The sequence below is a fragment of the Pseudomonas sp. PvP100 genome, assembly GCF_017833055.1.
In the GTDB taxonomy this organism is placed as follows: domain Bacteria; phylum Pseudomonadota; class Gammaproteobacteria; order Pseudomonadales; family Pseudomonadaceae; genus Aquipseudomonas; species Aquipseudomonas syringae.
In genome coordinates this window covers 5,917,306-5,939,224 of record NZ_JAFIBO010000001.1, presented here as the reverse complement: position 1 = coordinate 5,939,224, position 21,919 = coordinate 5,917,306, and the positions used below count along the sequence as shown (strand labels likewise).

Here is a 21,919-nt window from a genome sequence, read left to right as displayed (position 1 = left end):
CAACATTCGATTGAAAGGCATCGCCTCGATCTCAGCAGCGGAAAAGCCCGTCTCCGCTGCCAACTTGCGCGCCGCCTGTCTCATGGTCTCGGGATTACAATTCATCCTCTTCGACCAGGCGAAAATAGCCTTCCTGCAAGCGGCGATAATCGCGCTGTTTCATCCGGTCCAGATCGTCCCTGCCTGCCTCGATCAGGCTGCAGAACAAGTGGAGTTCGTGGGCCTCGGGGCTGCCGTTGGCTGCGGCCGCTGCAGCGCGGGTATCCCTGACGCAAGGTGCGCGCATTGTTACCTTGTCGACTTTCACGGTGTTGATTTCCACCGGGTACTTCAGCGTGATGATCGCGCCTGAATCCGTCAGGACGATCCACGACGGCAGCGGAGTGGGTTCGTTGTTGCCAGTTACTTGAGTCATGTTCGTTCCTTAAAGGCCGAGGGCGGCGCGTTCTGCTGCGAGTTGGTCCACGCCATCGATCACGCGCACCATGTTCACCATGTCGATCTCGTAAACAACACGACCGTCGACTTCCAGCTTGTAGTAGGAGACGGCGAGGCTGTGCTTGATCTCCGCCACGGTGGCGGGCTTCCACTCGCCCGGATCGACTTCTTTCAGCATGCCGCGCAAGGTGGCCACCACCGGTGTGACAACGCCTTTCAGACCCTTGAAAGAGCCTCTGAATGTACCGTTGAAGGCGGTCTGATCAGACAGGCCGAAAAATTTCAGCGACTCGCGGCGCACGCCATTGGTCGTGAAGCTGGCTTCCATCTTTTCCAGGCCCATGTCGACCTCGACCGGACCGGCCATGCCGCCGCCGCGGTACTCCTCGGTCTTGAGCGTCATTTTGGGAAGCGTCAGCCCCGGCACGTCACCGCTGAAATTGATACCGTCGACGAACAGGTTCGTGTTGGAGAGGGTTTGCGGAATCATGTAGAGCGCTCCTTAAGCGGCTTCGAGGACTTCGGTCAGCCACTGATTGGTGACTTCAACGCGGAAATTCGGGTTTTCGGCAGGCGGCACATCGGTGAAACGGATGTTCCAGTACACCTTGCCCTGCTCCAGCTGGCTGGCAGTGTTCAACTCGGTGTCCGCGTAGACCTCGAAATTGATGATCGCCCCTTGGTTTTTCAGGTCGCGCATGAAGGCTTGCAGGCCTTCTGTCACGTCCTTGACGTAGGTTTTGGTGATCGAGCGGTCGACTGCCCACTTGTGCCCTGCCTGGATCGCATCCATGACGATGTCGAGCGTGCGGACCCGCGTCACGAATGCCCACTTCGCATCACTGGACAACGTGCGGTTGCCCCACAGGCGATAGCCGTCGTCGCGGATGATCGTCGCGATATTGGCGTTGTTGAGCAGGTTGGCCCGGCACGTCGCGTCACCGGCTAGGTACTCGATGGACCGTGTGGTGCCGGTGATGCCGACAAAATCCTTGTTCGACGGTGATGCCCAGAAACCGTACTCCGTGTCAGTCCAGGCAAAGAGGCCCGCGACCCAGGCCGACGCAGGCGCATCAATGGTCTCGCTGGCCGTGGTGTCCCAATACTGAACGCCGGGATCACACATGAAGATGCGCTTACTGCCGAAGTTTTTCGCGTAGGCCATCGCCGCTTCATCGGTCGTACCTGGCCCGTCAACAATGGCGATGGCGCGCAACTTGGCAGCCAGACCATCCATCGCGGTGGCCACGGCCAGCGTGGCCGAATGCTTGGGCGCGATCAGCAGTCGCGGCTGGGCATTGAACAAGCTTTTGCCATCGATGAGCGCCTGCAGACCGGTACGCTTGCCGTTCGCAAGAACACCGCCAATGACGGCCGAGGTCAGTTCCGCAGCGGTCGAACCTGCTGCAACGCCACACCCCACAATGACAGCCTTGGCCCGCGTAAAGATCGCCTGGCACGCCTTGGTAATCGGCGCATCTGCACCCCAGGCTGCAATGGCTTCGCGCTCACTGGTGATCAGTTTCAGCTCGTTGACGGCTGCCAACTGGGCGACCTCGGGTGCCGAGCTCGGGGTGAAAACGTCGCAAAGTCCGATGATCGAAGACGACGGCAGCGCGATGGTGCGCGCCCCGGTGTCAACGGTCGTCATGGTGATGCCGTGAAAAAAGCTCATAAAGCAAACTCCAGAAAACAGAAAACCCGCACAGGGCGGGCTATTGGGTTGGTCGGTTGTAGAGGGGTCTATCTGAGGGATTAACGCTTGCAGGCGTCAGTTGGCCTCACTGTTTCGTTTGAATTGCAGGTAGCGCTCGTCGGTATCCTGGAGCTGCGCTTGGTTCGGGTAGTCGGTTTCATCCTGAGCGCAGGAGAACACCGCAACGACTGTTTCACCGTCATCGGAAAGCTGTGCGTAGACCATTGATCACCTCAGAACCTGTAACCCGAAATATTGACTGCACCCTCTTTAAAGGTGCCTGACAGAACACCAGCCAGCCAGAAAATGGTTTGAGCAGTAATTACCTTGAGGTTCGAGAACGAGCCGGTACAGATGTTTTGGACCGTTTCGGACATGCTATTGCCAGCGACCTGCTGGAAACCGATTCCAGACGCAGCCGAGGCAACCGATATCTGGGCGTTTGAGGTATTGAGGCCCGCGACGGACAGCCAACCCGTCACGGCCTTAGCCGCCAAGGGAATCACGGATGCAACACTCAGCGACTTGAATACCGTGATTTGAGCGGTCGTCACTGCCACTTTTTCATAGGCAAAAATCACCTCTCTTCCCTCCATGAATCCGATCTGAAACAGAGAGTTTTTGATTCTCCACACGCTGACCAACGCCGACGCCGTGAACCCTGCGGGCATATTTGCTCCGGTGTACACCTCTCCCATCGCCAACGAGGTGGCGTCAGTAGCCAACAGTGCGGACACTCCGGTGATGGGGTTATAGATTGCGTAGATCGCGACGAAACCATTCGCCGGCACTGCGCCCGTGTCCATGCCTCCGCTACCGACTGCGGTCAGGTTGATCGTCTTGTTAAAATAACTCAGGCGATACCCCATGCCACCCACACCTGCCTCAACGATAAGCTCATCGGCAGTGATGACAGCAGAAGCCGACGCACTGGCCACGCTCATGATCACGTTGCGGGCACTGCCTACGATGGTGGTAGGGACAAGACCGGGATCATCGACAGAGACAACTTCACGCCAGTTGGTCCAGACGCCGCTGGCCTGCGTCCGCCAATACCTGCGACTGCCTCCCCCCAACTGCGTCAACGTTTGCAAACAACCACCATTGTTCCAAGGCACAACCTCGACCGAACAACTCGTGGCACCCGGTTGATTGGCGGTCGCCGGGTTGGTGCGGTAGAGGCCGCCCAATACGGCCGTGTTCAGATCCGACACCAACGAACTATTGACTGTGCCGAGGCCCACCCCGGCGAGGGTTGCCTGAACAAAGGCTGTATTTGCAAGGGACAGATCGTTATCACCCAGCGCAGCCGTCGGGGCTTTGGGATCGCCCGTGAACACAGGACTATCGAGCCCACCCACCTCGCGCCAGACCGTCCAGCCGGCTGCAGCCTGAGTGCGCCAGAACAGGCGAGCGACCCCACCGCTACCCGCCAGTGCCGAAAACAGCTGAAACGCCCCGCCGTCGTTGTATCGCATGTTCAACAGTGTCGCGTTCGCCGCCAGAGGTATATTGGCCGCGTCGGCATTCATCCGAAACAGACCTGCCAAGGCGACACTGTTCGCGTCTCCGACCGTAGTCGCGTTGTCAGTGCCGAGGCCGAACAGCCCTATACACAGCCGGGTAAAACCGGTTGTCGCAACCGACGTATCGTTGTCGCCCGCTGATACAGTTGGAGCCCTTGGGTCCCCGGTGAAAACCGGTGACGCCAAGGGAGCCTTGAGCGCGAGAGCATTGGCCGTACTGGCCGCAAAATTGGGATCATTCCCCATTGCCGCTGCCAGCTCGTTCAGCGCATCCATCGCCCCCGGCGCACCACCCACCAGCGCCGCGATTTTCGCCACAACAAACGCGGTCGTTGCAATCTGTTCGCTGTTCGTTGAGGAAGCTGGAGTCGGGGCTTTGGGCGTTCCGGTAAAAGTCGGAGAATCGACGTTCGCTTTACGCAACAGAGCCGAATCCATCTGCCCGACTGTATAAACATCAGTCAGGCCATAACCGGCAACCGTGGTCGGACTGGTCCCGCCGAGAATCCGCCCATACTTGTCGACGGTGACACTGCGATACGTGCCTGGCTCGACGCCTGTGCGGCCCCACGCCATCTCAAAACTCAGGGCCGTAACACCCACCGAGACAGGCCCGTCCGTAACCAACTGCCAACCGCTGTCACCATTGACAGTCCCTTGCTCGACCTGCACCAGCAGACCCGGCGTGACGCGTAGGTCGGTGTCAGCATCAGCCGCCCGAGCCCAGGCACTGGCAGCCGTTACATAAATGCCGTTCTCACGCGCAGCCGCCTGCTTGGTGACCAGCACGCGACGGCCCGCTGGCACCGTCACCCCGTCAATGGTCTGCAGGCCGCTGAGCGCAATGTTAGCGGTGGTGGCCACAAGAACCGAATGCTTGAAGTCTTGCCGCGCCAGCTCGCTAAGCACGAACTCTTGAGTCGCCAGCACTACGCTCGGGTCAATTTTCAACTCGACGCTGGCAGAGTTGCTGACAATCAGATTCATGCGCACCACTTGGGTCCGGCCGGAGCCTTGAGCCAGCAATGGCTTGAATGATGGCGCGCAATTGGCGACCGCCACGAGATCGTTGTCCGCATCATAAAGGCCGATTTCGCGAATCCATTTGCCACCGATTTCGGCCGGTATAACCTGTTCGGCGATAATGATGGCCGGATTGGTCGGGTCCTGCTTGAGCTGATTCAGGGGCGCTCGACGCCATTCGTTGATCAGCGCTTTTTGCTTGGCGTCCGGCTGCGGGTCTGCGCCGTTGGCATCGCCTACGCCCATCTGGGTAATCTTCCAGCCAATGCCCAGGGCATCGGCATTGGCCTGTTTGGCGACGCCGATATTGGTCAGGATGGCGTAAAACTGCGAGTTTTGATCGATCATGAATACACATCCAGGGTGTCGATAGTTGTTTCACGTCCGCCACGACCGATCACACCCGAGACGACAATGTCTCGCTGTTGCGGTGGGTAAACGTCGATGATGTCGCCTTCTTGCACAGAGGCGCTCAGGTAGGTGCTGCCGGTGGCTTCCAGACTGATGGCAAGGCCGATCAAGTGGCGGGAAACAGGCTTGGCGTCATCGATCAGCGCCGTCAGCTCTTCGTACATCTGTTCCGTAATGCCGGTGTCCAGCACGCCTACTTTCAGCTGGAACGTGCCGGGCTCGCCCAGCGGGTTGAGCTGCCACCATTCCACGATGTCGATGAGATAACCCAAAGGCTCGACCACCCGACGCAACGCGCCGATGGTGCCCTTATGCGCATGGACATAGAACGAAGCCTTGACGGCATTACGCTTGACCGGCTCCGACCACTTCTCGTCCCAGCGGTCGACGGACCATGACGAGGCCAGGTGCGGCAGCAACTCCACCGGACAGGTGTCCGGGTTATAGAGCGTGCGCAAAGGCATGGGCGTGGTATCGACTATCGCAGCCTCAAGGGCACGCTCAAGCTGTGTACTGCTGTTGGGCAATAGACTATTCATGTCAGTCACCCTTGGTCAGCGTGAAGCCTTTGCAATAGGCGGCCTGTGACTTGCTGGGCAGAATGTCGACCCAGTCGCCCAGGTCCACGCGACGAACGCCTGCAATGTGCAGCTGGGCGTCGATGGCCGAGCGAGCCACTTCAATACCCAAACGCCGCCGAGGATTGACCCAGGCCTTCAAGCGCGCTTCGCACTGCGCCAGAATGGTCTCGTTCTCCGAGCCAGTACCCACCATGTGCACCACCGCGTTGATGGTGTAAGGCAGGATTTCAGCGCTCTGCACTATCAACCGATCACCCAGCGGACGGATGTTCTCGTCGCTCAGGTAGTCGCGCACCTCGTCAAGCAATGACTGGGGTGCAATGCCGGTTTCACTCAAAGCCAGAACCGTGACGACCACCGTAGAGGGCGACGGGCTTTCGGCCGTGGCATCAGCAACCAGTCCCGACGAGTTCCGGGCATGCAGGATGTAACTGTTACGCGGACCTGCAGTAGTCAGACCCTCATAGACCAACTGGATACGCTCGCGCAGCGCGTCGTCCTCTTCCTTAACCTCAGCCGTTGGGGGAAAGGTCGTCAGGTCTTCGGCCTGGATCACCAGGCGTTTGAGGTTGACGTTGAACGCCAGCTGATCCAGGTCAGATTTACGGGCGTAAGCCAGCAGCAAAGCCTTGCACCCATCGTTGACACGGGCGCGATTGCCGAGCTTGTTGTAAGCACCCAGTTCAATCAGCTTCGTGACGGGATCGCTCTCAAGCGCAGCAGTCCAGTTGTTACCCATCCAGCCCCGGAAAATGCCCAGCGCTTCCTCATACGCGGTTTCAACGTCCAACGGTTCCAGCACTTGCGGCGCAGGCAGCGCCGACAGATCCACCGCACTCATGCTGTGACCTCCAACGTGAAGCTATCGCCCTGATACGTACCTTTCAAAGCGAACGTGACTTGCCCATCAATCACCGAGATAGCCCGCACGGATTCGAGCTTTACCCGTGGCTCCCATCGTCCGATGGCTCGGCTGACCTCGGCTTGTACCGCGCTGCGCCAACCGGCCGTGACCGGCAAATCAACGAACCGGGCCAGCTTGCTGCCGTACTCCGGGCGGATTCTGCGACTGCCCTCTGGCGTGGTCAGAATGTCCGCAATGGACTGGCGCAGGTGATCGAGGCCCGACAAGGGCAAGCCCGTCTCGCGGTCCATTCCGATCATCGTGATTACTCCAGAGGCTCAAACTCTTCATGCGCTTTCAGGTAGGCCAGCGCGTCGGCATCGGAGGAATCCACCGAGGCAACGCCCTGCGCCACGTCGACCAGGCCGCCGTTGGGCAGCACCACAGTTCGGGAAGTGAAGACCGTGTCACGGAAGCCGATCTGTGCAGGTTCCGCTGCAGGCGAGGACGCACGCGGAGCCACTGTAATAACGAGATCCGTAGACGACGGCTCGGTTTTGGTTTTGCTCATGCTTTTCTCCAGACGCAAAAAACCCGCATAGCGCGGGGATGGTCAAACGATGGGATCAATGCTTGTGGTGATTGCTGTTGCCCAGGGTGTCGAGGATCGTACCCATACCTGTTACGTTGCCGGTGACCAGCAGCGCCCCGTCTATTTTCACGTTGCCCGTGAGGTTGATCGAGGGCGATTGAACGGTCGCGGAGTCATCCGTCACGACCACCGTCGAAGCGCCCACCTTCACCGTTACAGTGCCCGTAGGCAGGCTGATCGTGTAGGTGTGGGCCTGCCAGTCGTAGACGAGAGAACCGCCATCGTCGAAGCGCCATACCTCTACGTGGTCGCGGTTATCAGGCGGCGCACCTGCATTGCCGTAAAGCCCAGGAACAAATGTGCCTTGCGCAGGATCGCCGCTGGGGCTGATGAGGGCACCCTGCTCGCCCAGCGTTGGGACCCGCCAATGGCGCGCCTTGCCAGCTGCCTGGCTGTGCCAACGCACCCAGGCACTGGTCCAGCCAGCGCCATCGGTCACGCGGACCATCGCGGCACCGAGATCAACGGCCTCTACGCGGCAGGGAATGATGAGCGCCGCCAGCATTCGGTCATGCGCTGCGCTCGCGTAGCTCATTCAGCTCCTCCGCAGATCGATAGAACTCTTCACTGCCAGGCCCGATGTCAGGGCTGAAACCCCAGACCAAGCTGCCAGGTGGCTGATCGGGCCACGGCCACTCCTCGTCACCCAGATAGATGCCCTGCGTCCACTCAATCAGCCAGACCGCGTACCCATCCAGTTCGGGACGGGACCAGTCCTGAGCGGCCCGGACAAACTCAGCTTCGTTGACAGGCAGGCCCCACGTCTGTCCGCGCAACAACACCGCCAGTTGGGTCGCGGCAAATGCCGCTTGCTTCTGGCACTCCTCACGCTCTGAACCGACGATGACACGGGCTTCGAACCGTGCGATGAATGCGGACTCGCCAGTGCCTTGATCAATACCGGGCTCAAACTCCGATACCTCCAACAGCACTGCTGGCACGGCTATTTGTTGCAGCATGTCGGGCATGGTACCGACGTACTCCAGCCCGCCAATTGCGTCGCGGATATGGTGCTCAATCGCTGCATAGAGCTGATCAAGGCTAAAAGCTTCGTCAGACACGGGCTGTTCCTCTCAGATACTTCTGCAGTTCGAAGTTGAATTCCTGCTTGAGGATCTCAATCAAACGCGCGTCGGCACGTTTGACCCACTCATCAAAATGCGGCCGCGCCCCTTCGAGCGAGACCTTGGCCTTGGCGAGTGGGAAGCGGCTGCCATTCTCTTCAATGAAACCCGACCGGCGTTTTCCCTGACGAGTTTGCTCGTAATCGCTTGCATCAAAATGCTTGCTCGCCGTGCGGATCCATATGTCGGGACTACCGCCATACACCGTCTTCAGGAACGCCCCTTGATACCGGCGACCCGCGACCGTTACACCGGCACGGCTCTGCCGAGCCCGGCCAATTCGGCTGGCCGACATCGCGTCTAAACCCATCCAGAGTTTTCCCCGCATCGCGCCAGCAGTGACCGGATAAGCACGCAGACGCTGACGCACTGCGGTCACAGCGATGCGCTCTTGCCGGCCGATGGCCCTGGCGATATGCGTACGCAACCAACGAAGCGTCTTGTTGATGGCACGCCGCTGGGCCGCTGCCGCCGCTTTGGGAACCGCTGCCGCAAAGTCCTTGAAGGCATCAAGATCCCCCGCAGAAGGCTGCAGGGTGATCATGCCGTCCTTGGCCGACTGCTTGTAGAAACTGCCTATGCTCATCGCTTTAGCCTCAGGATAAGGGACACCCAGCCTGTACCGTCTGGCTCCAGGCCGACTAGGTCATACCGACCGCCACCGTCCTGCTCAGGCAGGTCGATGGAGACGATCTGACCAATCGCAACAGCAGTAGCGTCATGAACGCGTATCGTGAAGTGCGGTTCCCTGATGCCGGTGTTGATGCGTCCGAGCTTGGGCTGCAACCACGGGATTGAAAGAAACCCCGCGATATCGCGCCCGTCAATGGTTGCGATATCGCCCAGCGACTCAAGGACCTGGGCGTCCATGTCCTCCGCCAGTTCTCGAAAGCTCATGGTCAGTCACCGTCGGTGGCGTCATCAGTATCGCCAGGGCTTGCTGCCTGAGACTGGATAGCCTCTTGCGCCCGAGGGTCCGTGCTCATGGCGATACGCCCTTCTGCAACCAGCGCATCCTCCATCTCTTTGCTGGCCGGGGTGTATGGGCTGCCTCTGAGGATGACATTGCGCCCCTCCTGAATGCAGCCATCCACCACGATATAGCCGGGCTTCTTGGCCATCTCACACCACCTTGGCGTAGATGAATGCGTCCGGCTCCAGCAAACCAGCGAGTGCCGCGCTCTGAAGCTTCAACCAGCGAGCGCTCGGCTCTTGGGTTGTCCAGCTCTTGGGGAAGCGTGCCGCTTCGACCAGCCCGCTCTCGATGGCTTCCAGGTCCTGAATCGCACCGTAAAGCATGGCGTTACGCGTGGACGTCGCGCCCAGGATCAGGCCGCCCGCTGGAATCATGGGCTGCTCATCACCTTCGTCATCCAGATACCACTCGTCATAACCGTAAAGGTCGACGCCCGGATCGTTCAGGTAGCCGAGGTACGTGACGCCGTCCGGCAACTCTTCCGGCTTGATCAGGCCCATGTCCACACGGCGGGTGTTCAGCTGCTTGATGACCGTCAGATTGGACTGGAATGCATCAAGCGCCTCACCACTGAGCGCAGCGGTATTGGCAGTGCGGCCAGAGTCTTTGGCGATCTTGCGTTTCCAAGCGCGCAGATTGCCAATCGGATCAGAGTTGTCAGTGCCCCACTGGCCGGTGCCCAGCGAGATCTTGTGATCGTTAGCCATGAGAAAATCGATGGTGTCATCAACGCCGTCGCCCAGCACGCGGACCTTGCCGGTGGTCAGTGCCTGGGCACACATCCACTCCTCGCGACGAATGATCTCGTCATCCAGATCGCGCAGATCCTTGCCCAGCATCTGGCCTGCCCGCTCCAACGGCGACCGGCTGGAGAAAGGGTTGTCCCCTGCCGAGCGTTTGAGGACCAGCTCAGCGGTCGTTTCACGCTTGGGCTGGATGTAAGGCGGCGCGTAGGAATCAGTCCGGTAACCGTCACGAAGCGAAATGCTGCCGGGCAGGCGAGGATGAACAAACGGCGCCATTTTGCGCTGGCCTTTGACGATATCAATGTCCACCGTTTTGGTGGGGAACGTCACGGGGCTGCCGCCATTGAAGAACGTGTTCAGCAGAAAACGTCGCGCCGTGGGCATCTGCTCGACGGCTTCAAGCATGGTACGGGTGTCAAAAATATCCATCAGAAGCTCCGGTTAACGAATGAACAGGCACAGCGGCCGCAGGGCTGCTTTTGCTTTGGCGAGTGACAGGCCTTCGCCCAACATGAGCTCAGAGCCCAGCACCTCGCCGGTGAGAAGGATCGATGCTGGAAAAGCACCGCCGGTGGTGTCTACGTCTTGGTCGAGCACAGCCTTGGGTGCCTGGGAGCCGTTGTCGGAAGCGGCGGCGCTGAGCACGTACTCGCCCGAAGCGTCGACCTGGCCGAGCACCGCGCCACGCTTGAGCTTCTGGCCTGCCGCAATCATTCCGGTCTCAATCACCACAGGGAATGCACCTGCAGAGAGATGACTGGGGACGTAGGTCTGACGGGTTGGATTACTCATGATGTTCTCCTGATCAGCGACGCGAAGCGCCCGCGACAATGGCTCCGACTACGGCTTTGCGCTCACCCTGAGCGTTGCCATCGGCGGGTGTAGAAGTAGATGCACGGGTGCTATCGGCCTTAATGGCGCTCAACGAAATGCCACGGTCCTGGGCAGCCTTGAACAACTGCAAGGCGGTTGCCTCGACCGAGGCCCCGGAATCGATGGCCGCCGTGATCTCAGCCTCGAAGCCCTTACTGGCCAGACCGTTGATGCCCTTGATGCGCTCCCGCTCAGCGGTGACCGCCTGCGTGCTGGCTTGCGTACGTGCAGTCTCCAGTTCGGACTGGCTGGCCTGGGTAATTTCGATGGTGTTTGGGTCGGTGCCAGCGGCCAGTGCTTCGCGCAGCTGAGCGGTCGAGTTAACGGTGGTCATAGTGAATGTCCTCGGTTGTGTCGCGGCCGGTTTGGCCAGTTCGGTAATTAGTCCTTCCAGCGAGCCCAGGCGGTGAGCAAGGCCCGATTCAACGGCGGCAGCACCTACGCGCAAGCCGCCAAAATCTCCCATTGCTGGAACAGCGTCGGATGCCACGCCAAGGTTGCGGGCGACCTTGGCCACAAACACCTCGCCCATCGCGTCCACGGTTTCACCGACCTTGGCACGCCCCTCTTCGGTGGCCATGTCCAACCGCTTGTTGGGAGCGTTGCGGCTGACGATCTGGTAACGCTTGCGGCCGCTGCTGGCCTCACCCTCGACCACGGCTTCCACCACAACGCCGATGCTGCCGAGCAACGCCGTCTCATCGATGACAATCTCGCTGGCCGCAGACGCCAGCCAGTAAGCAGCGCTGGCACCCGTTCCACCGACGTAGGCCACAATGCGCTTACGCGCACGTCCCGCATGGATCTGGTCAGCCAGCTCGTTGATGCCCGCAGCCACTCCGCCAGGGCTGTCGATGTTGAGGATGATGGACTTGATGCTTGGGTCATCCAGTGCCGACTGCAGGTCGGTGGCCAGCACCTGAGTGCTGGTCGCGCCACTTATCTCGGTAAACAGATTGGCGTAGCGAAAAACTGGACCGACCACCGGGATAATGGCGACGCCGTTGCGAACGCTGACCGTGCGGCTGTTCTCCAACCGAATACCGGTTTTGCTCTCCAACGCACCCGGATCGCCCATGCGGTCGGCAATGGTCAGTAGGTTATCCAGGGCGTCAGGCAGCATCAGCCAAGGCTGCGACGCAGCCAGCTCCAATGCGCGGGGCATGGTTATTCCTCGTTGGATGGTGTGGGTGTCGGGTCGGCGATGACGCCGCCTTTGGGCAACATGTGCAGATTGTCGGAGCGTCGCTGCTCAACTTCGCGAACACGCTGGCGGTAGACTTGCTGCCAGGGCTCGCCCGTCATCGCGGCCGTTTCGAGGGTTTCGTTGCTGACCCCGATTTCGATTCGCTTACCGGCTGCATTGGCCTCTTTGAGCTCATCGATAGCGCCTCGCGCCGGCCCGATCCAGATCCCCTGACAGTAGGCTTTACGCTTTGCAGGGTCCGCGTAACCCGGCAGGTGGATCAGCCCTCTCGCCACGGCCTCATCAATGATCAATTCACGGCTGGGCTGACAGAAGTCACAGGCCAGCCACCAGCGCCGAACGCTGTAGAACCGCCACGCCTGCAACATCGCAGCGCGAGCCGCGCTGTAACTGCTGCTGTAATGCAGAAGCAATTCCTCCATCGGTTGCTCCAGCGCCGCGCCGATCTCTTTCACGACCGCCGTGAAGAAGGGGTCGAACTGGGCATTGGGTCGAGCCGGATTGGCAACCACCGGCTCCTCGCCCATTCCCAGGTCAACAATGGCACCCTCCCCCAATGCCAGCTCACCATCGTCGCTGGTATCCCCACCCGCGCCCTCGTTACCCATGGCGGACATGGGCAAGTTGGAGACGTTGAAGTCGTTGTTCTTTTTGATGAACACGGTGAACATCGCCGAGATAACTGCCGCCATCAACTCAGCACTGCTATAGCGCTCCAGCTTCTGCAACGGCTCTAGCACCGGAGCCAGATAAGGAGCACCTCGCTTCTGGCCTGGCCTTTCCTTGTCCGACATGACGTGCATGACCCGACGTCTGCCGGTCACATCACCGAAAGCAGGCAGTCGCTCCCACGCCAGGCTCTGCCCTGCCAAATACTCGTTGGGATAGCCATTGCAGACGTGATACGCCAAGGGGGCTCCCAACCGGTCAAACTCGACACCTTCAACCATATCTGCGCGGTCCATGCCCCCGTCGGGATTGCAGACACGATCCGATTCAATCAACTGCAAACGGGTGCTGAAGATGCATCCCGGACGCTCATCGTCGGGGCTGGCGATCAGAACGTCGCCGCAGACCATGGCCGATATGAGCACCAGCGCCTGCAGTTGATAGTGATTGAGCGTGGCTTCGGCATCACACTCGCGGGGGTCATCGGCGTACAGCGACCAGATCCTATCCAGTTGAGCATTGAGTTGCTCGGCCTGCTGCTCGTCGATGCCGACAGCGACATGATCGATCTGTGCACGGCAGACCAGGCCGGTGCCGACCACATTGGTGCGCAGACGGGTGATAGCCGCCCGAGCGATCAGATGGTTGCGCATGGCATCACGCGACCGGGCTACCAGCATGCGTCGCTCGCTGTGGTGCAGGTCGCGCCTGGCACTGCCCAATCCAGGAATCCAGCCCGCCATGCTGCGCAGCACACGGGATGCGCCGCGCCAGCGGGTTTCGACTCCGCCACCGCCCCCCTGCGCTTTGGCAGGCTGCCCTTCAGATACCGACTTGGCGAGCTTGAGTGCCTCACGCATCAACAACTCGGCAGGGTCTTTGCGGAAAAAACCCATAATCAGATCACCATGTAGGAGATGCGGTTTCGTCCCCTACCCTGCAGCGACGCCTGTTCCAGCGCGACCTCTTTGGCGTATTGCTGTTCAAGCAAGCGCAGGCTGTCGAGCTCGGCCCGATAGATCTCGCGATCTGCTCTTTTGAGACGCTGACCTTTTTTAAGGACGTCAGAGATCGCCGCCCGTACTTGCTCCAGGCGCATTTGTGCGTCAGTCATGATTGAACCTCTAGTAGCCTGCACGGCTGCGCGTGCCACGACCGCGAGCATTCGCTTTACGTGGCACAGGAGTGACGGCCTGCTCGGTGTTGAAAAGAGTGGGTTGCAGCAGTTGTTGCTCTAACTGATCCCACTCATGCTCGCGTAACAGATGGGTCTTCAAGCTTCTGGCCGCATGCAGTGCATACACTTCACAGTCCAGCGCTTCGTTACGGCGGCCCGCTTTCTTCTGCCACACCATCTTGCTGGGGTTGCGCGCGTGCGGAGCCAGCACTTCATTGGTTAGCTGTTCGTAGTAGTCCGAGCGGATCTCGCTGTACCAGTGCATCCGCCCCGGCCCTGCGCCGGTGAGTCGAAGACGTCCGTCGATCAGCGTCTTTGCCTTGTGGGTTCCGACGATGTAGACGCGCAAGCCATATTTCGACGCTTTGGTGTTGTCCTGAGACGAGTCAACCGACGGGGACGGCCGGGTAAAGATTTCCTTATCACGGCTGTCAATCGATGCACCTTTGATCGCCATGATGTTGTAACGCTGCCGATCCCGAACGTACCCGTAGACCGCGTCGCTGGTGTTGCCGTCCGAGCTGTCGATACTCACGGCGGAAATGATCAACTGCGGGCCGCCCTCTGTCGCCACCGGCTTGGCGATTAGTCGATCCAGCTCCTGCCAGACGGCGTCATGCGGATCGATAGGATTACCGTACAACTCGCCCCAGTACAGTCGCCACGATTCTTCGCCTCGGCCCCAGCCGATGACGACCAGCGCCAGCCGGTCCCCCTGAACGTCGACGCCCACCGTGATCAGCAGCACCCCGTTGGGTGCCGTCAGCTCTGCGTAAGGCTCGGCGCGCTTTTCCAGTTCATCCGTTTTGGGCGCATCGCTTTTGTATTCGTAACTCTCCCCCTTGGAGCTGTTGACGAAGGCGATCATCGGTCCGATGTTCCCGTGGGACGCGGCGTGCTCGGCCTGAAGCTTTTTCTCCATCAGCGCCTGGAAGCGCGATCCCCAGAACGTGGCGTATAGCTCGTTGAGAATGTAACCGGCAATGCCTCTAAACTCGGCCGTCGCGACCCAACGGCCGTTTTTGAGGTTTGCGTTTTTCTGGTTGTCATCCCACGAACAGCCGCAGTGCGGGCAGGCGTAATACGCATGCTCGGGCCGCTTCTTGCCATACACCTCGTGGTGATAATCCGGGTCGTCGGCGCAGAACAGATTGTCGAAGCTCAACGCATGCGACTGGCCACATTCGTGGCAAGGCACAAGCCCTTCGCGCTTGTCCGAGATCTCCAGCTCCGCATCAATGGCCGACAGCCCCTTGATGGTCGGGGTGCCGCCGATGATGATTTTCGAGCGGCGAAACGTCTTCAAGCGTTCCTTGGCCAGCTTGATGCTGTCCCCCTGCCCCCGCAGGTTGAGGTTGCAGTCATCAGGCTCCTCGACAGCGACTCTCGGCACCGGCGTGGACTTCACACTCGCCGGACTGTTGGAGCCCACCATTTTCAGAAAGCCGCCCGGAAATCGCTTGAAGTCCTGACGCTGCTGCAGCTTGCGACTGCGTAGATCGACCTTCTTGCGAAGCCTGGGCGTCGCCTCGATCATCGGCTCAAGCTTCTCGCCCACATACTGCTTGGCGGCTTCTGCTTTGGGAAACAGCACCAGGATCGGAGACGGATCGATATCGATCCACTTACCCAAGGCGTTACCCAGCACACCCGACGTCCAGGCCACCTGCGCGGACTTGCGGCCGACGATTTCTGTAACGTTTGGATCGTCCAGCGCCTCAAGCGGGCCACCTGGCCAGACCAAATGCGGGGTCACATCGAACCGGTATTTACCCGGCCGAGCTGCCTCTTCGGCGGACAGCCAGCGATACTTGTCTGCCCATTCGATGATGCTCATGCGCGGTGGTGGAGCCCACTTTAAACAGGCTTTGTGCAGGGACTCACTCGCCGTCTTCCTCAAGGCCCTCCGGGTATGGCGATTCGTCAGAATCTCCAACTGAGTCAGCATCATTGTCATAGTCCGAAAGCCTTCTCAGGATGGCCTCGATGGGCTCACGAATCAGTAGATCGTCCACCTCTATGCCATACCGGGCTGACAGCTCAGCGGCGAGCACATCTGGAAATGTATTGAGCAGTTCGACCTTGGCCGACATGATCATGGCTTCGAAGCGCTGGATCATGTCGGAGGCGATCACCACCTCCCCAAGCTCTTTGGCCAGCGCCAGCTCTTCACGGTTGGCCCGAACCCGGTCAAGCCTGTCACGGGACGATTCCTTCTTGCCGTTGAGCGAGGCCTGCTGCATCAGCCACTGGACCACCGCTTCGGTGTCGTACTGGTTTTCGTTGCCACGACCCAGACCAAACTCAACCACCGGCATGCCGTCGTGTTGCCACCGAGTTAGGGTGCGTTCGTCCCGGCCAACGATCTCGCTCAAGTCGGCCTTGCTGACTTTCCTGCCCATACACAACCCTTTAGAAAGACGGACATCCCTGCAAAAAACTCAGCTGCACAAGAACCGCGAGTCCACGTACCCGTGTAGGGAGCCCCCCTCAGGGAGGACCCAAAAAACAGGGGGTTGGTGCGCCCCCCAATGGGGCATGAAGCCCAGTGACCTCGACTACTTGCTCTGGCTGCGCAGGATCTGGGCGTCGACCTGATCGGCACAGGTGTCGAGCAGCTTGATGGCCTGATCCTTCAGCTCCCAGACGTCGCCGTTCGAACGAAGGTCAGCCTCATCGGCGTTGATGCGTTCGCAAGGAATCAGCTCAGGGGGTTCGATTCGAACCGCTGACGTTTTTGTGACCACCACCGGCTTTGCCGCGCAGGCCGTCAGGCAAAGGCTGAGAAGCCCAATCACGAACGGGCTTGCTGTTGCGCTTGAGGTCTTCAAATTCTTTCCTCGCCTGTTTGGCTTTGTTCTCGCTGGCCTTGATCCGTTGATTCAAGTCCTTCAGATAGGCAGCGTTACGTTGGGCCTCGGCGCGCAACGTGGTGATGGTGGCCTCGCTTTCGAGGTTGGCGTCGAGCGCTTTCTTCTTGGCCGTCGCTTCCACTTCCACTTCGCCGCGCAATGCGACGACCCGGTACTGCTGAATGCCGACGAGCAGTACACCCACCAGCGCGATGATGATTGCAGCGGCGATAGCCTTCATAGGGAATCCACCTTCCGGCCTATGAAACGGGCCACCAATTCGCGAATGGCCGTAACGCCAAGAAAGCCAATCGTTCCACCTGCAGCTACCGATAAGCTGGGCGGCCAGGTCATCCACTCAATCAGGCTGGACGCGACCAGACTCAACGAACCGCATATCAGCGCTTCGAATAAGATCCGGCGCTTACTGGTTTCTTTGGCGTCGTAGAGGATGCGCAGTAGAGAAACGACGATGGCCATGATCATGCCCTGCCACAGTGGATTTGAAATGGCCGCCACGATCCTGGCCCACGTATCTGGTTTGTCGGGCATGGTGCGCATCCGGTTGCCACCCTTCCGGGGGAGCTGAAATGAAAAACCCCGCCGAAGCGGGGTTGGTGACAGCCTTGGGGATGGCTGGGTGAAGCATGCACAGCGGGTGTTCTGACTGTGATTCAGGCGCAAATCGCAGATCGTGCCCACGTTGTACCGGCGTTCGGAAAAACCGAAAAGGGCTGTTTAACGGTTGGACCAAATGTGGCCGCAATACAGCAAGTATACGACCACAATGCGACAACTGACCCGGACGAACGGTCAGCGCGCCCGAGGGATTGAAGAGCCTGGCGAGGAACCGCTTGCGACCTTCAGGTGACGGTTGGTTTGGGGGCAGACCGGGTAGCCACGTGTCGAGCCGCTGCGCAGTGTGAGAATCAGCAGGACCTGCTGATGCAGGCGATCTACCCAGTTGCGGTAAGTCCGATCAGCGTCTTCGGCAATACCGACCGCTTTCATCTGATCGCGGACCGTCGCCATGACGCAATAACGCTCTATTGCCAACCGTGCCAGCGGTGCACGGCCTGACCGGTCCAATTCAGCCACCGCTGCCTGAACCTCACTGGCAATGTGATCAATTCCGCACCCAGCACCGCCAAGTATCCGAGAACCCGGTGTACCACGCGGCGGCGCACCGCCCCATTCGATGATCGCCCCCATTTGGCTGCCCAATCCACAGCCTTGGCCGCGCTCTCGCATCTGCTCGCCCCAATGCACCATCAACGCTTCGATTTCCTTGATCACTGCCCTTTCCTCTCGAAATCTAAACCCAACACACAAAACGCCCTACCCAACACAGACCCAACACAGTTAAAACCCTTTAAAAACAATGAATTAATAAAGAGTGTGTTAGGTGTGTTGGGTTTGTCGGGTTTATAGGTCCTCGCATGGAGAAAAAATAACTGCGCTTTAACCGCCATAAATAACGTCACGCATGCGCGCACGCGACGCCAAACCCAGCACACCCAACACACACGTCTGCACCCCGCGAAAAATGGGCGTTTGATCTGTGTCGGGTTGCCAAAACCAACCCAAAACAGACCCAACACACCCGACACACTTTTAGAGGTACTCATGCTGCGACCGCCTTCACGTGGTCCCAGCTATCGACGTTCCACCCCGCAAGGCGCGCCTTGGCCCGCCAGGCCTCGACGGCAACGCCCAAGTCCGGCGCTCTCATTGATGGGGGAAGGGAAGCCTCAGGATCATCGGGCACAAAGAAAGCGCCGAAGCGCCGATCATTGCGTTCAGTCCAGGGTATTGACCGGGTCTTCTCCACCTCCGAGCTGATGAATAGCGAAAACTTCGTCTGACTCATGACATGCTCTTTGTTGCGCTGACACCACTCGATGAACAACGCATAAAGATCAGTCGAAAGGCATGCCCCCCAAAGGCCCCGGCCCAACTCGCCATAGCGCCAGAGGTGCAGGAACGTCTGCCACCCTGCCCGGCTGAGCGCAACCAGCCGCTCGCGTGACGCAGTGCTGGGCGGGCGGGTGCGTTCATTGAAGTCCCCCAGATCCACACGCAGCAGCCAGCCGTAAAGCGCGGCGACACCGCCATTCTCCAGCTCGCGGCCGATGGCTTTCTGTCGGGCGACCGGCAAGGTTTCCATTGGCCACATGACCAACATGCGCCGGTCACTGTCGCTGATCGGCCACGGCAGGATCTCGTTGCTGAGGAAGACCGCGTTCATGTGGTTGGCCTCCTCCCAGCCGTTGATGAACTTCGACTCCATGCGCACGGTCTTGCCGGTGACCAAGTGCTTGATCTTGCCGACTTGGTTGTAGCGCTGGTCACGGCTGACCACCTCTTCGAACACGGCCCACATCTTCCTGCTTTGCCAAGCGTTGAAGTTGCTCTCCAGCTGGGTCTGGCCAACAGTCGCGGCGTACTGCCCGTAAAGCGCGCCAAAGGTGTCGGCGAACAACAGGCTTTTGCCCGAACCTTCCATGGTGGAGTGCATCAGCACCGCCGTGTCCATCTTGGCCCCGAGGTGTTGCAACGGATATGCGAGCCACCGAGTCAGCCACAGTGCAGCAGCCTCATCATGGTTGCAAAGGAATGAAATCAGCCAGCGCAGGTTGGCGCACGCCGCATCGTCATTGACCGGCTCCAACGGCAGGCCGTCAAAAGTGTTGATGTATATGCTGGGGTCTTTGGTCATGGTCGGGTCAAAGACGATGTGTTCGACGTCCACCACCCGCCGCTCGCTGCTGTTCAACCAGAGCGCATAGGTGTCGCCCAAGGCCATCTTGACGGCACCCTCGGCGATACGGCGTTTCTTCTCTCGATCCCAAACGTCTTTGGTGCCGTCGATGTAGACGTAACGTTCCGTGGGGCGCATGCCGAGAGCCCCGCCCTTCTTGCCCGCCATTTTCCGGGCTTGCTCAATGTCCTTCACCTGATCGTCAGCAATCAGCTTCTTGTCCGTGGCATCGAGCCAAAGCTTGGCAATGGGCTTGCCCACACGCGCTTCAAAGGCTGACTTCTTCATCGCCCTAGATTTATCGAAGTCCCAAACATGGGTGGTGCCTTCAACCAACGCAAAACGCCGCAGCACCTGCTCGATAGTCAGCTCCTCCCCCGCCCCCCCGTCAGGTACAGGAGCCGCCTCGCTTGGCTTGTCCGGGACTGCTGCATCTGGCGTGTCGCTACCCTCAGTTGGGGCCGGGGGAAGATCGCTTGCGCTGGGTCGGGTCGATTGCATGCCGAGCATGCGCGCCGCTTCTTTCACCGCCTTGGATTGATCACCGCCATGCTCCAGTAAGCAGAACACTTCGAATGCATCGTTTTGGTGACCGTTGGCCAAAGGATCAGCCGCATGATGTGAATACACCTTGCCTTCCGCCACGGTGATCCCAGGGAGTCCAGTACTACTCTGCGGATAAAGCCATTTGCTCCCGCGCTTGGTGTAGCCGTGGCTGCGCAACATCTCTTCGACGTCGTGGCAGTTGTTGAATTCGTCAATGACAGAGGGCCGCTTGCCGCCTGCAGGGGCTGGCTTCGGTTTCGGCTTTCGTTTGCCAGCAGTCTTGGCGTCCTTTGGCAGCCATGGGCACGCAGCTTCCGCGCTCCGCTTGAAGACGTCCCAATTGTTCCAGACATTCAACAGATCGCTTATCAGAACCGGAAGCCCCGAAGCATCAGGCGGCGTTCGCCAGGTGTATGGCTGGCCGGTGCCTGGGTGAATAGAAGGAGGCAGTACGTCCTGCACCAATCCTGCACGCAATTCAAACACTGTGAACCGCTTGTACTGCTCGGCATCTGCTCGATACAAGGCCTCTCTGGCCGTATCGCCCGCCTCGCGAGCAGCGTTTGCCTTCAGCATAATTGACTTGTGCTTTGCCCCGTCCGGGTCGTTTTCATTGGGCCAAGACAGAGAATGCCGAGTCAGCTCTAGCCCTTCCGGGACCTGAAACAGAACCCGGAACCGCAGTGGGTTGCCGACGACAGTCGGGAAAGCCAGGGCAAGCGCATCCAGATCAACGCCCAACAGTTCGTACAGGACGAATCGTGTCCACTGGACATCGTCGACGTCCAGCGAACACACCCGACTCGGGCCCAGCACAACGCCGAGGTTATGGTTTGGATTTTCCGTCCAGAACGCCTCGGCCTTGGCTGGATCAACAATGTACTTGCCGGGCTGGTTCCATCCCCTTCCCTTCGGGCCTTTCTCGCCCGGTTGAATCGGTACTAACGCAAAATTAAATGTCTCACAGTAGCGACGTGCCCAAGCAGAAAGCGGGATTGGACGATCACTCATCTACGCTGCTCCCGCAGCGACTGACAGTGAATACAAGTCTCGCAGCCAACAATGGCGGCACGGCGTGGCTCCGGGATCGGATCGTCGCAGTCCTCACAGAACTGTGAGCTGACCAAACTGGTCGGGATTCGGCGATGCTTAAACAGAGCGACGTCCAACAGGTACTGAGCCTGCTCCGTAGCGCGGTCGATATCGTCAGCCATTGGCACGATCCTCCATCGCCAGACGAGCGCCTGCCATGATGCCCAGCACCGCACGAATGATGTCATTGCCCTGCTTCTCCAGCAGAGCGACTTCGTGCAGTTCCCATACACCGTCGGCAGCACCGCTATGCATGCCTGAAACGAACTCGCCCGTTTCCGTTAGAAGCTTGCCTACCGACTTGAGCGCATCCTGAGTAGCAGCGACAGGCTCCGGCTGGTACCAAACAGCTGCTGCTGGCCGCATCAAGGCGTCGAGCAAAAGCGGGCTGCCGGTAAGACGAATGACATCCTCCAGCTCATCCGGATTAAGCCAGCGCCGCTCCTCGTCGAGTTTCAGCTTTTTTTGAAGAGCGTCGTTTTCCAACACCATGTCATGGGCAAGAGCGGTAACCCCGCCCTTGTAGTCGCGGCCGGCGCGGTAAAGCGCCTGACGCAACGAAAGCACCTGACCAGCGTCAGGTAAAAGATCCATGCGACTCATAACCGTAAAATCCCCGTTTACGGTGTAGCCACAGGCAGGGGCACCCCCTATCCTACGACCACGACCGATGTGCTGTGCTAAACGTGCTGTGCGGCACGGTTCATCGTTCGAGCCAACCAGGT

27 protein-coding genes and 1 pseudogene are annotated in these 21,919 nt (G+C 59.5%); all 28 read right to left on the bottom strand.

All coding sequences use genetic code 11. The features are described from left to right. Window positions 1-94: 94 nt before the first annotated feature. The 28 genes and pseudogenes from JOE39_RS25905 to JOE39_RS25765 all read right to left on the bottom strand — a co-directional run bounded on the left by JOE39_RS25905 (window position 95) and on the right by JOE39_RS25765 (window position 21,797). Complete coding sequence (locus tag JOE39_RS25905; protein ID WP_024692796.1) at window positions 95-415, bottom strand: phage tail assembly protein; 321 nt, start codon at window positions 413-415, stop codon at window positions 95-97. Between the two features lie 9 nt (window positions 416-424). After that, window positions 425-928: a phage major tail tube protein gene (locus tag JOE39_RS25900; protein WP_004663012.1), complete on the bottom strand. Its 504-nt coding sequence runs from the start codon at window positions 926-928 to the stop codon at window positions 425-427. Window positions 929-940: 12 nt separating this feature from the next. Next, window positions 941-2,113, bottom strand: coding sequence for a phage tail sheath family protein (locus tag JOE39_RS25895; RefSeq protein ID WP_210078093.1), 1,173 nt, complete (start codon window positions 2,111-2,113; stop codon window positions 941-943). Window positions 2,114-2,209: 96 nt separating this feature from the next. After that, window positions 2,210-2,359, bottom strand: coding sequence for a hypothetical protein (locus JOE39_RS25890; RefSeq protein WP_158227275.1), 150 nt, complete (start codon window positions 2,357-2,359; stop codon window positions 2,210-2,212). Between the two features lie 1,877 nt (window positions 2,360-4,236). Continuing rightward, window positions 4,237-5,031 (bottom strand): annotated as a pseudogene (locus tag JOE39_RS26450) (phage tail protein); the annotation flags it as partial. Then, window positions 5,028-5,633, bottom strand: a complete 606-nt coding sequence (locus JOE39_RS25875) for a phage tail protein I (protein ID WP_032703973.1) — start codon at window positions 5,631-5,633, stop codon at window positions 5,028-5,030. The gene JOE39_RS25875 and the pseudogene JOE39_RS26450, both read right to left, overlap by 4 nt. A gap of 1 nt (window position 5,634) precedes the next feature. After that, window positions 5,635-6,516 (bottom strand): baseplate J/gp47 family protein, encoded by an 882-nt coding sequence (locus JOE39_RS25870; RefSeq protein WP_210078095.1) that lies wholly within the window; start codon window positions 6,514-6,516, stop codon window positions 5,635-5,637. Continuing rightward, complete coding sequence (locus JOE39_RS25865) at window positions 6,513-6,839, bottom strand: GPW/gp25 family protein (RefSeq protein WP_003342400.1); 327 nt, start codon at window positions 6,837-6,839, stop codon at window positions 6,513-6,515. The genes JOE39_RS25870 and JOE39_RS25865 overlap by 4 nt, the downstream gene beginning before the upstream one ends. Before the next feature lie 5 nt (window positions 6,840-6,844). Further along, window positions 6,845-7,090: a hypothetical protein gene (locus tag JOE39_RS25860; RefSeq protein WP_210078098.1), complete on the bottom strand. Its 246-nt coding sequence runs from the start codon at window positions 7,088-7,090 to the stop codon at window positions 6,845-6,847. A 55-nt stretch (window positions 7,091-7,145) separates the two neighbouring features. Beyond that, a complete protein-coding gene (locus JOE39_RS25855) occupies window positions 7,146-7,706 on the bottom strand; it encodes a phage baseplate assembly protein V (protein ID WP_096115467.1) in 561 nt (186 codons plus the stop codon). Beyond that, window positions 7,681-8,232 (bottom strand): hypothetical protein, encoded by a 552-nt coding sequence (locus JOE39_RS25850; RefSeq protein ID WP_210078099.1) that lies wholly within the window; start codon window positions 8,230-8,232, stop codon window positions 7,681-7,683. Before JOE39_RS25850 ends, JOE39_RS25855 begins: the two co-directional genes overlap by 26 nt. Further along, window positions 8,225-8,881, bottom strand: a complete 657-nt coding sequence (locus JOE39_RS25845; RefSeq protein ID WP_210078100.1) for a phage tail protein — start codon at window positions 8,879-8,881, stop codon at window positions 8,225-8,227. Before JOE39_RS25845 ends, JOE39_RS25850 begins: the two co-directional genes overlap by 8 nt. Further along, the gene (locus JOE39_RS25840; RefSeq protein ID WP_210078101.1) at window positions 8,878-9,192 is read right to left on the bottom strand and encodes a hypothetical protein; all 315 of its coding nucleotides are present in this window, start codon (window positions 9,190-9,192) and stop codon (window positions 8,878-8,880) included. The genes JOE39_RS25845 and JOE39_RS25840 overlap by 4 nt, the downstream gene beginning before the upstream one ends. A gap of 2 nt (window positions 9,193-9,194) precedes the next feature. Then, entirely contained in the window at window positions 9,195-9,416 is a 222-nt protein-coding gene (locus tag JOE39_RS25835; RefSeq protein WP_116894011.1) for a hypothetical protein, read from the bottom strand. A gap of 1 nt (window position 9,417) precedes the next feature. Then, the gene (locus JOE39_RS25830; protein WP_210078102.1) at window positions 9,418-10,446 is read right to left on the bottom strand and encodes a major capsid protein; all 1,029 of its coding nucleotides are present in this window, start codon (window positions 10,444-10,446) and stop codon (window positions 9,418-9,420) included. Window positions 10,447-10,458: 12 nt separating this feature from the next. Continuing rightward, on the bottom strand, window positions 10,459-10,809 hold the full coding sequence (locus tag JOE39_RS25825) for a head decoration protein (RefSeq protein ID WP_210078103.1): 351 nt from the start codon (window positions 10,807-10,809) through the stop codon (window positions 10,459-10,461). A 13-nt stretch (window positions 10,810-10,822) separates the two neighbouring features. Next, a complete protein-coding gene (locus tag JOE39_RS25820; RefSeq protein ID WP_210078104.1) occupies window positions 10,823-12,055 on the bottom strand; it encodes a S49 family peptidase in 1,233 nt (410 codons plus the stop codon). Window positions 12,056-12,057: 2 nt separating this feature from the next. Continuing rightward, window positions 12,058-13,662: a phage portal protein gene (locus JOE39_RS25815; protein ID WP_210078105.1), complete on the bottom strand. Its 1,605-nt coding sequence runs from the start codon at window positions 13,660-13,662 to the stop codon at window positions 12,058-12,060. 2 nt (window positions 13,663-13,664) lie between these two features. Continuing rightward, window positions 13,665-13,880: a hypothetical protein gene (locus tag JOE39_RS25810; protein ID WP_004663043.1), complete on the bottom strand. Its 216-nt coding sequence runs from the start codon at window positions 13,878-13,880 to the stop codon at window positions 13,665-13,667. 10 nt (window positions 13,881-13,890) lie between these two features. Next, window positions 13,891-15,780 (bottom strand): terminase gpA endonuclease subunit, encoded by a 1,890-nt coding sequence (locus tag JOE39_RS25805; protein ID WP_210078106.1) that lies wholly within the window; start codon window positions 15,778-15,780, stop codon window positions 13,891-13,893. A gap of 43 nt (window positions 15,781-15,823) precedes the next feature. After that, window positions 15,824-16,345 (bottom strand): terminase small subunit, encoded by a 522-nt coding sequence (locus tag JOE39_RS25800; protein ID WP_004663046.1) that lies wholly within the window; start codon window positions 16,343-16,345, stop codon window positions 15,824-15,826. A gap of 156 nt (window positions 16,346-16,501) precedes the next feature. Further along, window positions 16,502-16,690 carry a hypothetical protein gene (locus JOE39_RS25795; RefSeq protein WP_004663048.1) on the bottom strand — a complete coding sequence of 63 codons (189 nt, stop codon included), beginning with the start codon at window positions 16,688-16,690 and terminating at the stop codon, window positions 16,502-16,504. After that, window positions 16,650-17,036 carry a hypothetical protein gene (locus tag JOE39_RS25790; RefSeq protein ID WP_004663049.1) on the bottom strand — a complete coding sequence of 129 codons (387 nt, stop codon included), beginning with the start codon at window positions 17,034-17,036 and terminating at the stop codon, window positions 16,650-16,652. The genes JOE39_RS25795 and JOE39_RS25790 overlap by 41 nt, the downstream gene beginning before the upstream one ends. Continuing rightward, window positions 17,033-17,356 (bottom strand): phage holin, lambda family, encoded by a 324-nt coding sequence (locus JOE39_RS25785; RefSeq protein WP_003377395.1) that lies wholly within the window; start codon window positions 17,354-17,356, stop codon window positions 17,033-17,035. The genes JOE39_RS25790 and JOE39_RS25785 overlap by 4 nt, the downstream gene beginning before the upstream one ends. A 252-nt stretch (window positions 17,357-17,608) precedes the next feature. After that, a complete protein-coding gene (locus JOE39_RS25780) occupies window positions 17,609-18,091 on the bottom strand; it encodes a hypothetical protein (protein ID WP_210078107.1) in 483 nt (160 codons plus the stop codon). Window positions 18,092-18,419: 328 nt separating this feature from the next. Further along, window positions 18,420-21,113 (bottom strand): bifunctional DNA primase/polymerase, encoded by a 2,694-nt coding sequence (locus JOE39_RS25775; RefSeq protein WP_210078109.1) that lies wholly within the window; start codon window positions 21,111-21,113, stop codon window positions 18,420-18,422. After that, complete coding sequence (locus JOE39_RS25770) at window positions 21,110-21,316, bottom strand: TraR/DksA C4-type zinc finger protein (protein WP_004407080.1); 207 nt, start codon at window positions 21,314-21,316, stop codon at window positions 21,110-21,112. The genes JOE39_RS25775 and JOE39_RS25770 overlap by 4 nt, the downstream gene beginning before the upstream one ends. Beyond that, complete coding sequence (locus tag JOE39_RS25765; protein WP_210078111.1) at window positions 21,309-21,797, bottom strand: phage regulatory CII family protein; 489 nt, start codon at window positions 21,795-21,797, stop codon at window positions 21,309-21,311. The genes JOE39_RS25770 and JOE39_RS25765 overlap by 8 nt, the downstream gene beginning before the upstream one ends. Window positions 21,798-21,919 lie beyond the last annotated feature (122 nt).

Bases quoted from the DNA above. Each gene is read 5' to 3' on its own strand.
- JOE39_RS25905 (WP_024692796.1), bottom strand. From the start codon at position 415: ATGACTCAAGTAACTGGCAACAACGAACCCACTCCGCTGCCGTCGTGG.
- JOE39_RS25900 (WP_004663012.1), bottom strand. From the start codon at position 928: ATGATTCCGCAAACCCTCTCCAACACGAACCTGTTCGTCGACGGTATC.
- JOE39_RS25895 (WP_210078093.1), bottom strand. From the start codon at position 2,113: ATGAGCTTTTTTCACGGCATCACCATGACGACCGTTGACACCGGGGCG.
- JOE39_RS25890 (WP_158227275.1), bottom strand. From the start codon at position 2,359: ATGGTCTACGCACAGCTTTCCGATGACGGTGAAACAGTCGTTGCGGTG.
- JOE39_RS25875 (WP_032703973.1), bottom strand. From the start codon at position 5,633: ATGAATAGTCTATTGCCCAACAGCAGTACACAGCTTGAGCGTGCCCTT.
- JOE39_RS25870 (WP_210078095.1), bottom strand. From the start codon at position 6,516: ATGAGTGCGGTGGATCTGTCGGCGCTGCCTGCGCCGCAAGTGCTGGAA.
- JOE39_RS25865 (WP_003342400.1), bottom strand. From the start codon at position 6,839: ATGATCGGAATGGACCGCGAGACGGGCTTGCCCTTGTCGGGCCTCGAT.
- JOE39_RS25860 (WP_210078098.1), bottom strand. From the start codon at position 7,090: ATGAGCAAAACCAAAACCGAGCCGTCGTCTACGGATCTCGTTATTACA.
- JOE39_RS25855 (WP_096115467.1), bottom strand. From the start codon at position 7,706: ATGAGCTACGCGAGCGCAGCGCATGACCGAATGCTGGCGGCGCTCATC.
- JOE39_RS25845 (WP_210078100.1), bottom strand. From the start codon at position 8,881: ATGAGCATAGGCAGTTTCTACAAGCAGTCGGCCAAGGACGGCATGATC.
- JOE39_RS25840 (WP_210078101.1), bottom strand. From the start codon at position 9,192: ATGAGCTTTCGAGAACTGGCGGAGGACATGGACGCCCAGGTCCTTGAG.
- JOE39_RS25835 (WP_116894011.1), bottom strand. From the start codon at position 9,416: ATGGCCAAGAAGCCCGGCTATATCGTGGTGGATGGCTGCATTCAGGAG.
- JOE39_RS25830 (WP_210078102.1), bottom strand. From the start codon at position 10,446: ATGGATATTTTTGACACCCGTACCATGCTTGAAGCCGTCGAGCAGATG.
- JOE39_RS25825 (WP_210078103.1), bottom strand. From the start codon at position 10,809: ATGAGTAATCCAACCCGTCAGACCTACGTCCCCAGTCATCTCTCTGCA.
- JOE39_RS25820 (WP_210078104.1), bottom strand. From the start codon at position 12,055: ATGCCCCGCGCATTGGAGCTGGCTGCGTCGCAGCCTTGGCTGATGCTG.
- JOE39_RS25815 (WP_210078105.1), bottom strand. From the start codon at position 13,662: ATGGGTTTTTTCCGCAAAGACCCTGCCGAGTTGTTGATGCGTGAGGCA.
- JOE39_RS25810 (WP_004663043.1), bottom strand. From the start codon at position 13,880: ATGACTGACGCACAAATGCGCCTGGAGCAAGTACGGGCGGCGATCTCT.
- JOE39_RS25805 (WP_210078106.1), bottom strand. From the start codon at position 15,780: ATGAGCATCATCGAATGGGCAGACAAGTATCGCTGGCTGTCCGCCGAA.
- JOE39_RS25800 (WP_004663046.1), bottom strand. From the start codon at position 16,345: ATGGGCAGGAAAGTCAGCAAGGCCGACTTGAGCGAGATCGTTGGCCGG.
- JOE39_RS25790 (WP_004663049.1), bottom strand. From the start codon at position 17,036: ATGAAGGCTATCGCCGCTGCAATCATCATCGCGCTGGTGGGTGTACTG.
- JOE39_RS25785 (WP_003377395.1), bottom strand. From the start codon at position 17,356: ATGCGCACCATGCCCGACAAACCAGATACGTGGGCCAGGATCGTGGCG.
- JOE39_RS25775 (WP_210078109.1), bottom strand. From the start codon at position 21,113: ATGAGTGATCGTCCAATCCCGCTTTCTGCTTGGGCACGTCGCTACTGT.
- JOE39_RS25770 (WP_004407080.1), bottom strand. From the start codon at position 21,316: ATGGCTGACGATATCGACCGCGCTACGGAGCAGGCTCAGTACCTGTTG.
- JOE39_RS25765 (WP_210078111.1), bottom strand. From the start codon at position 21,797: ATGAGTCGCATGGATCTTTTACCTGACGCTGGTCAGGTGCTTTCGTTG.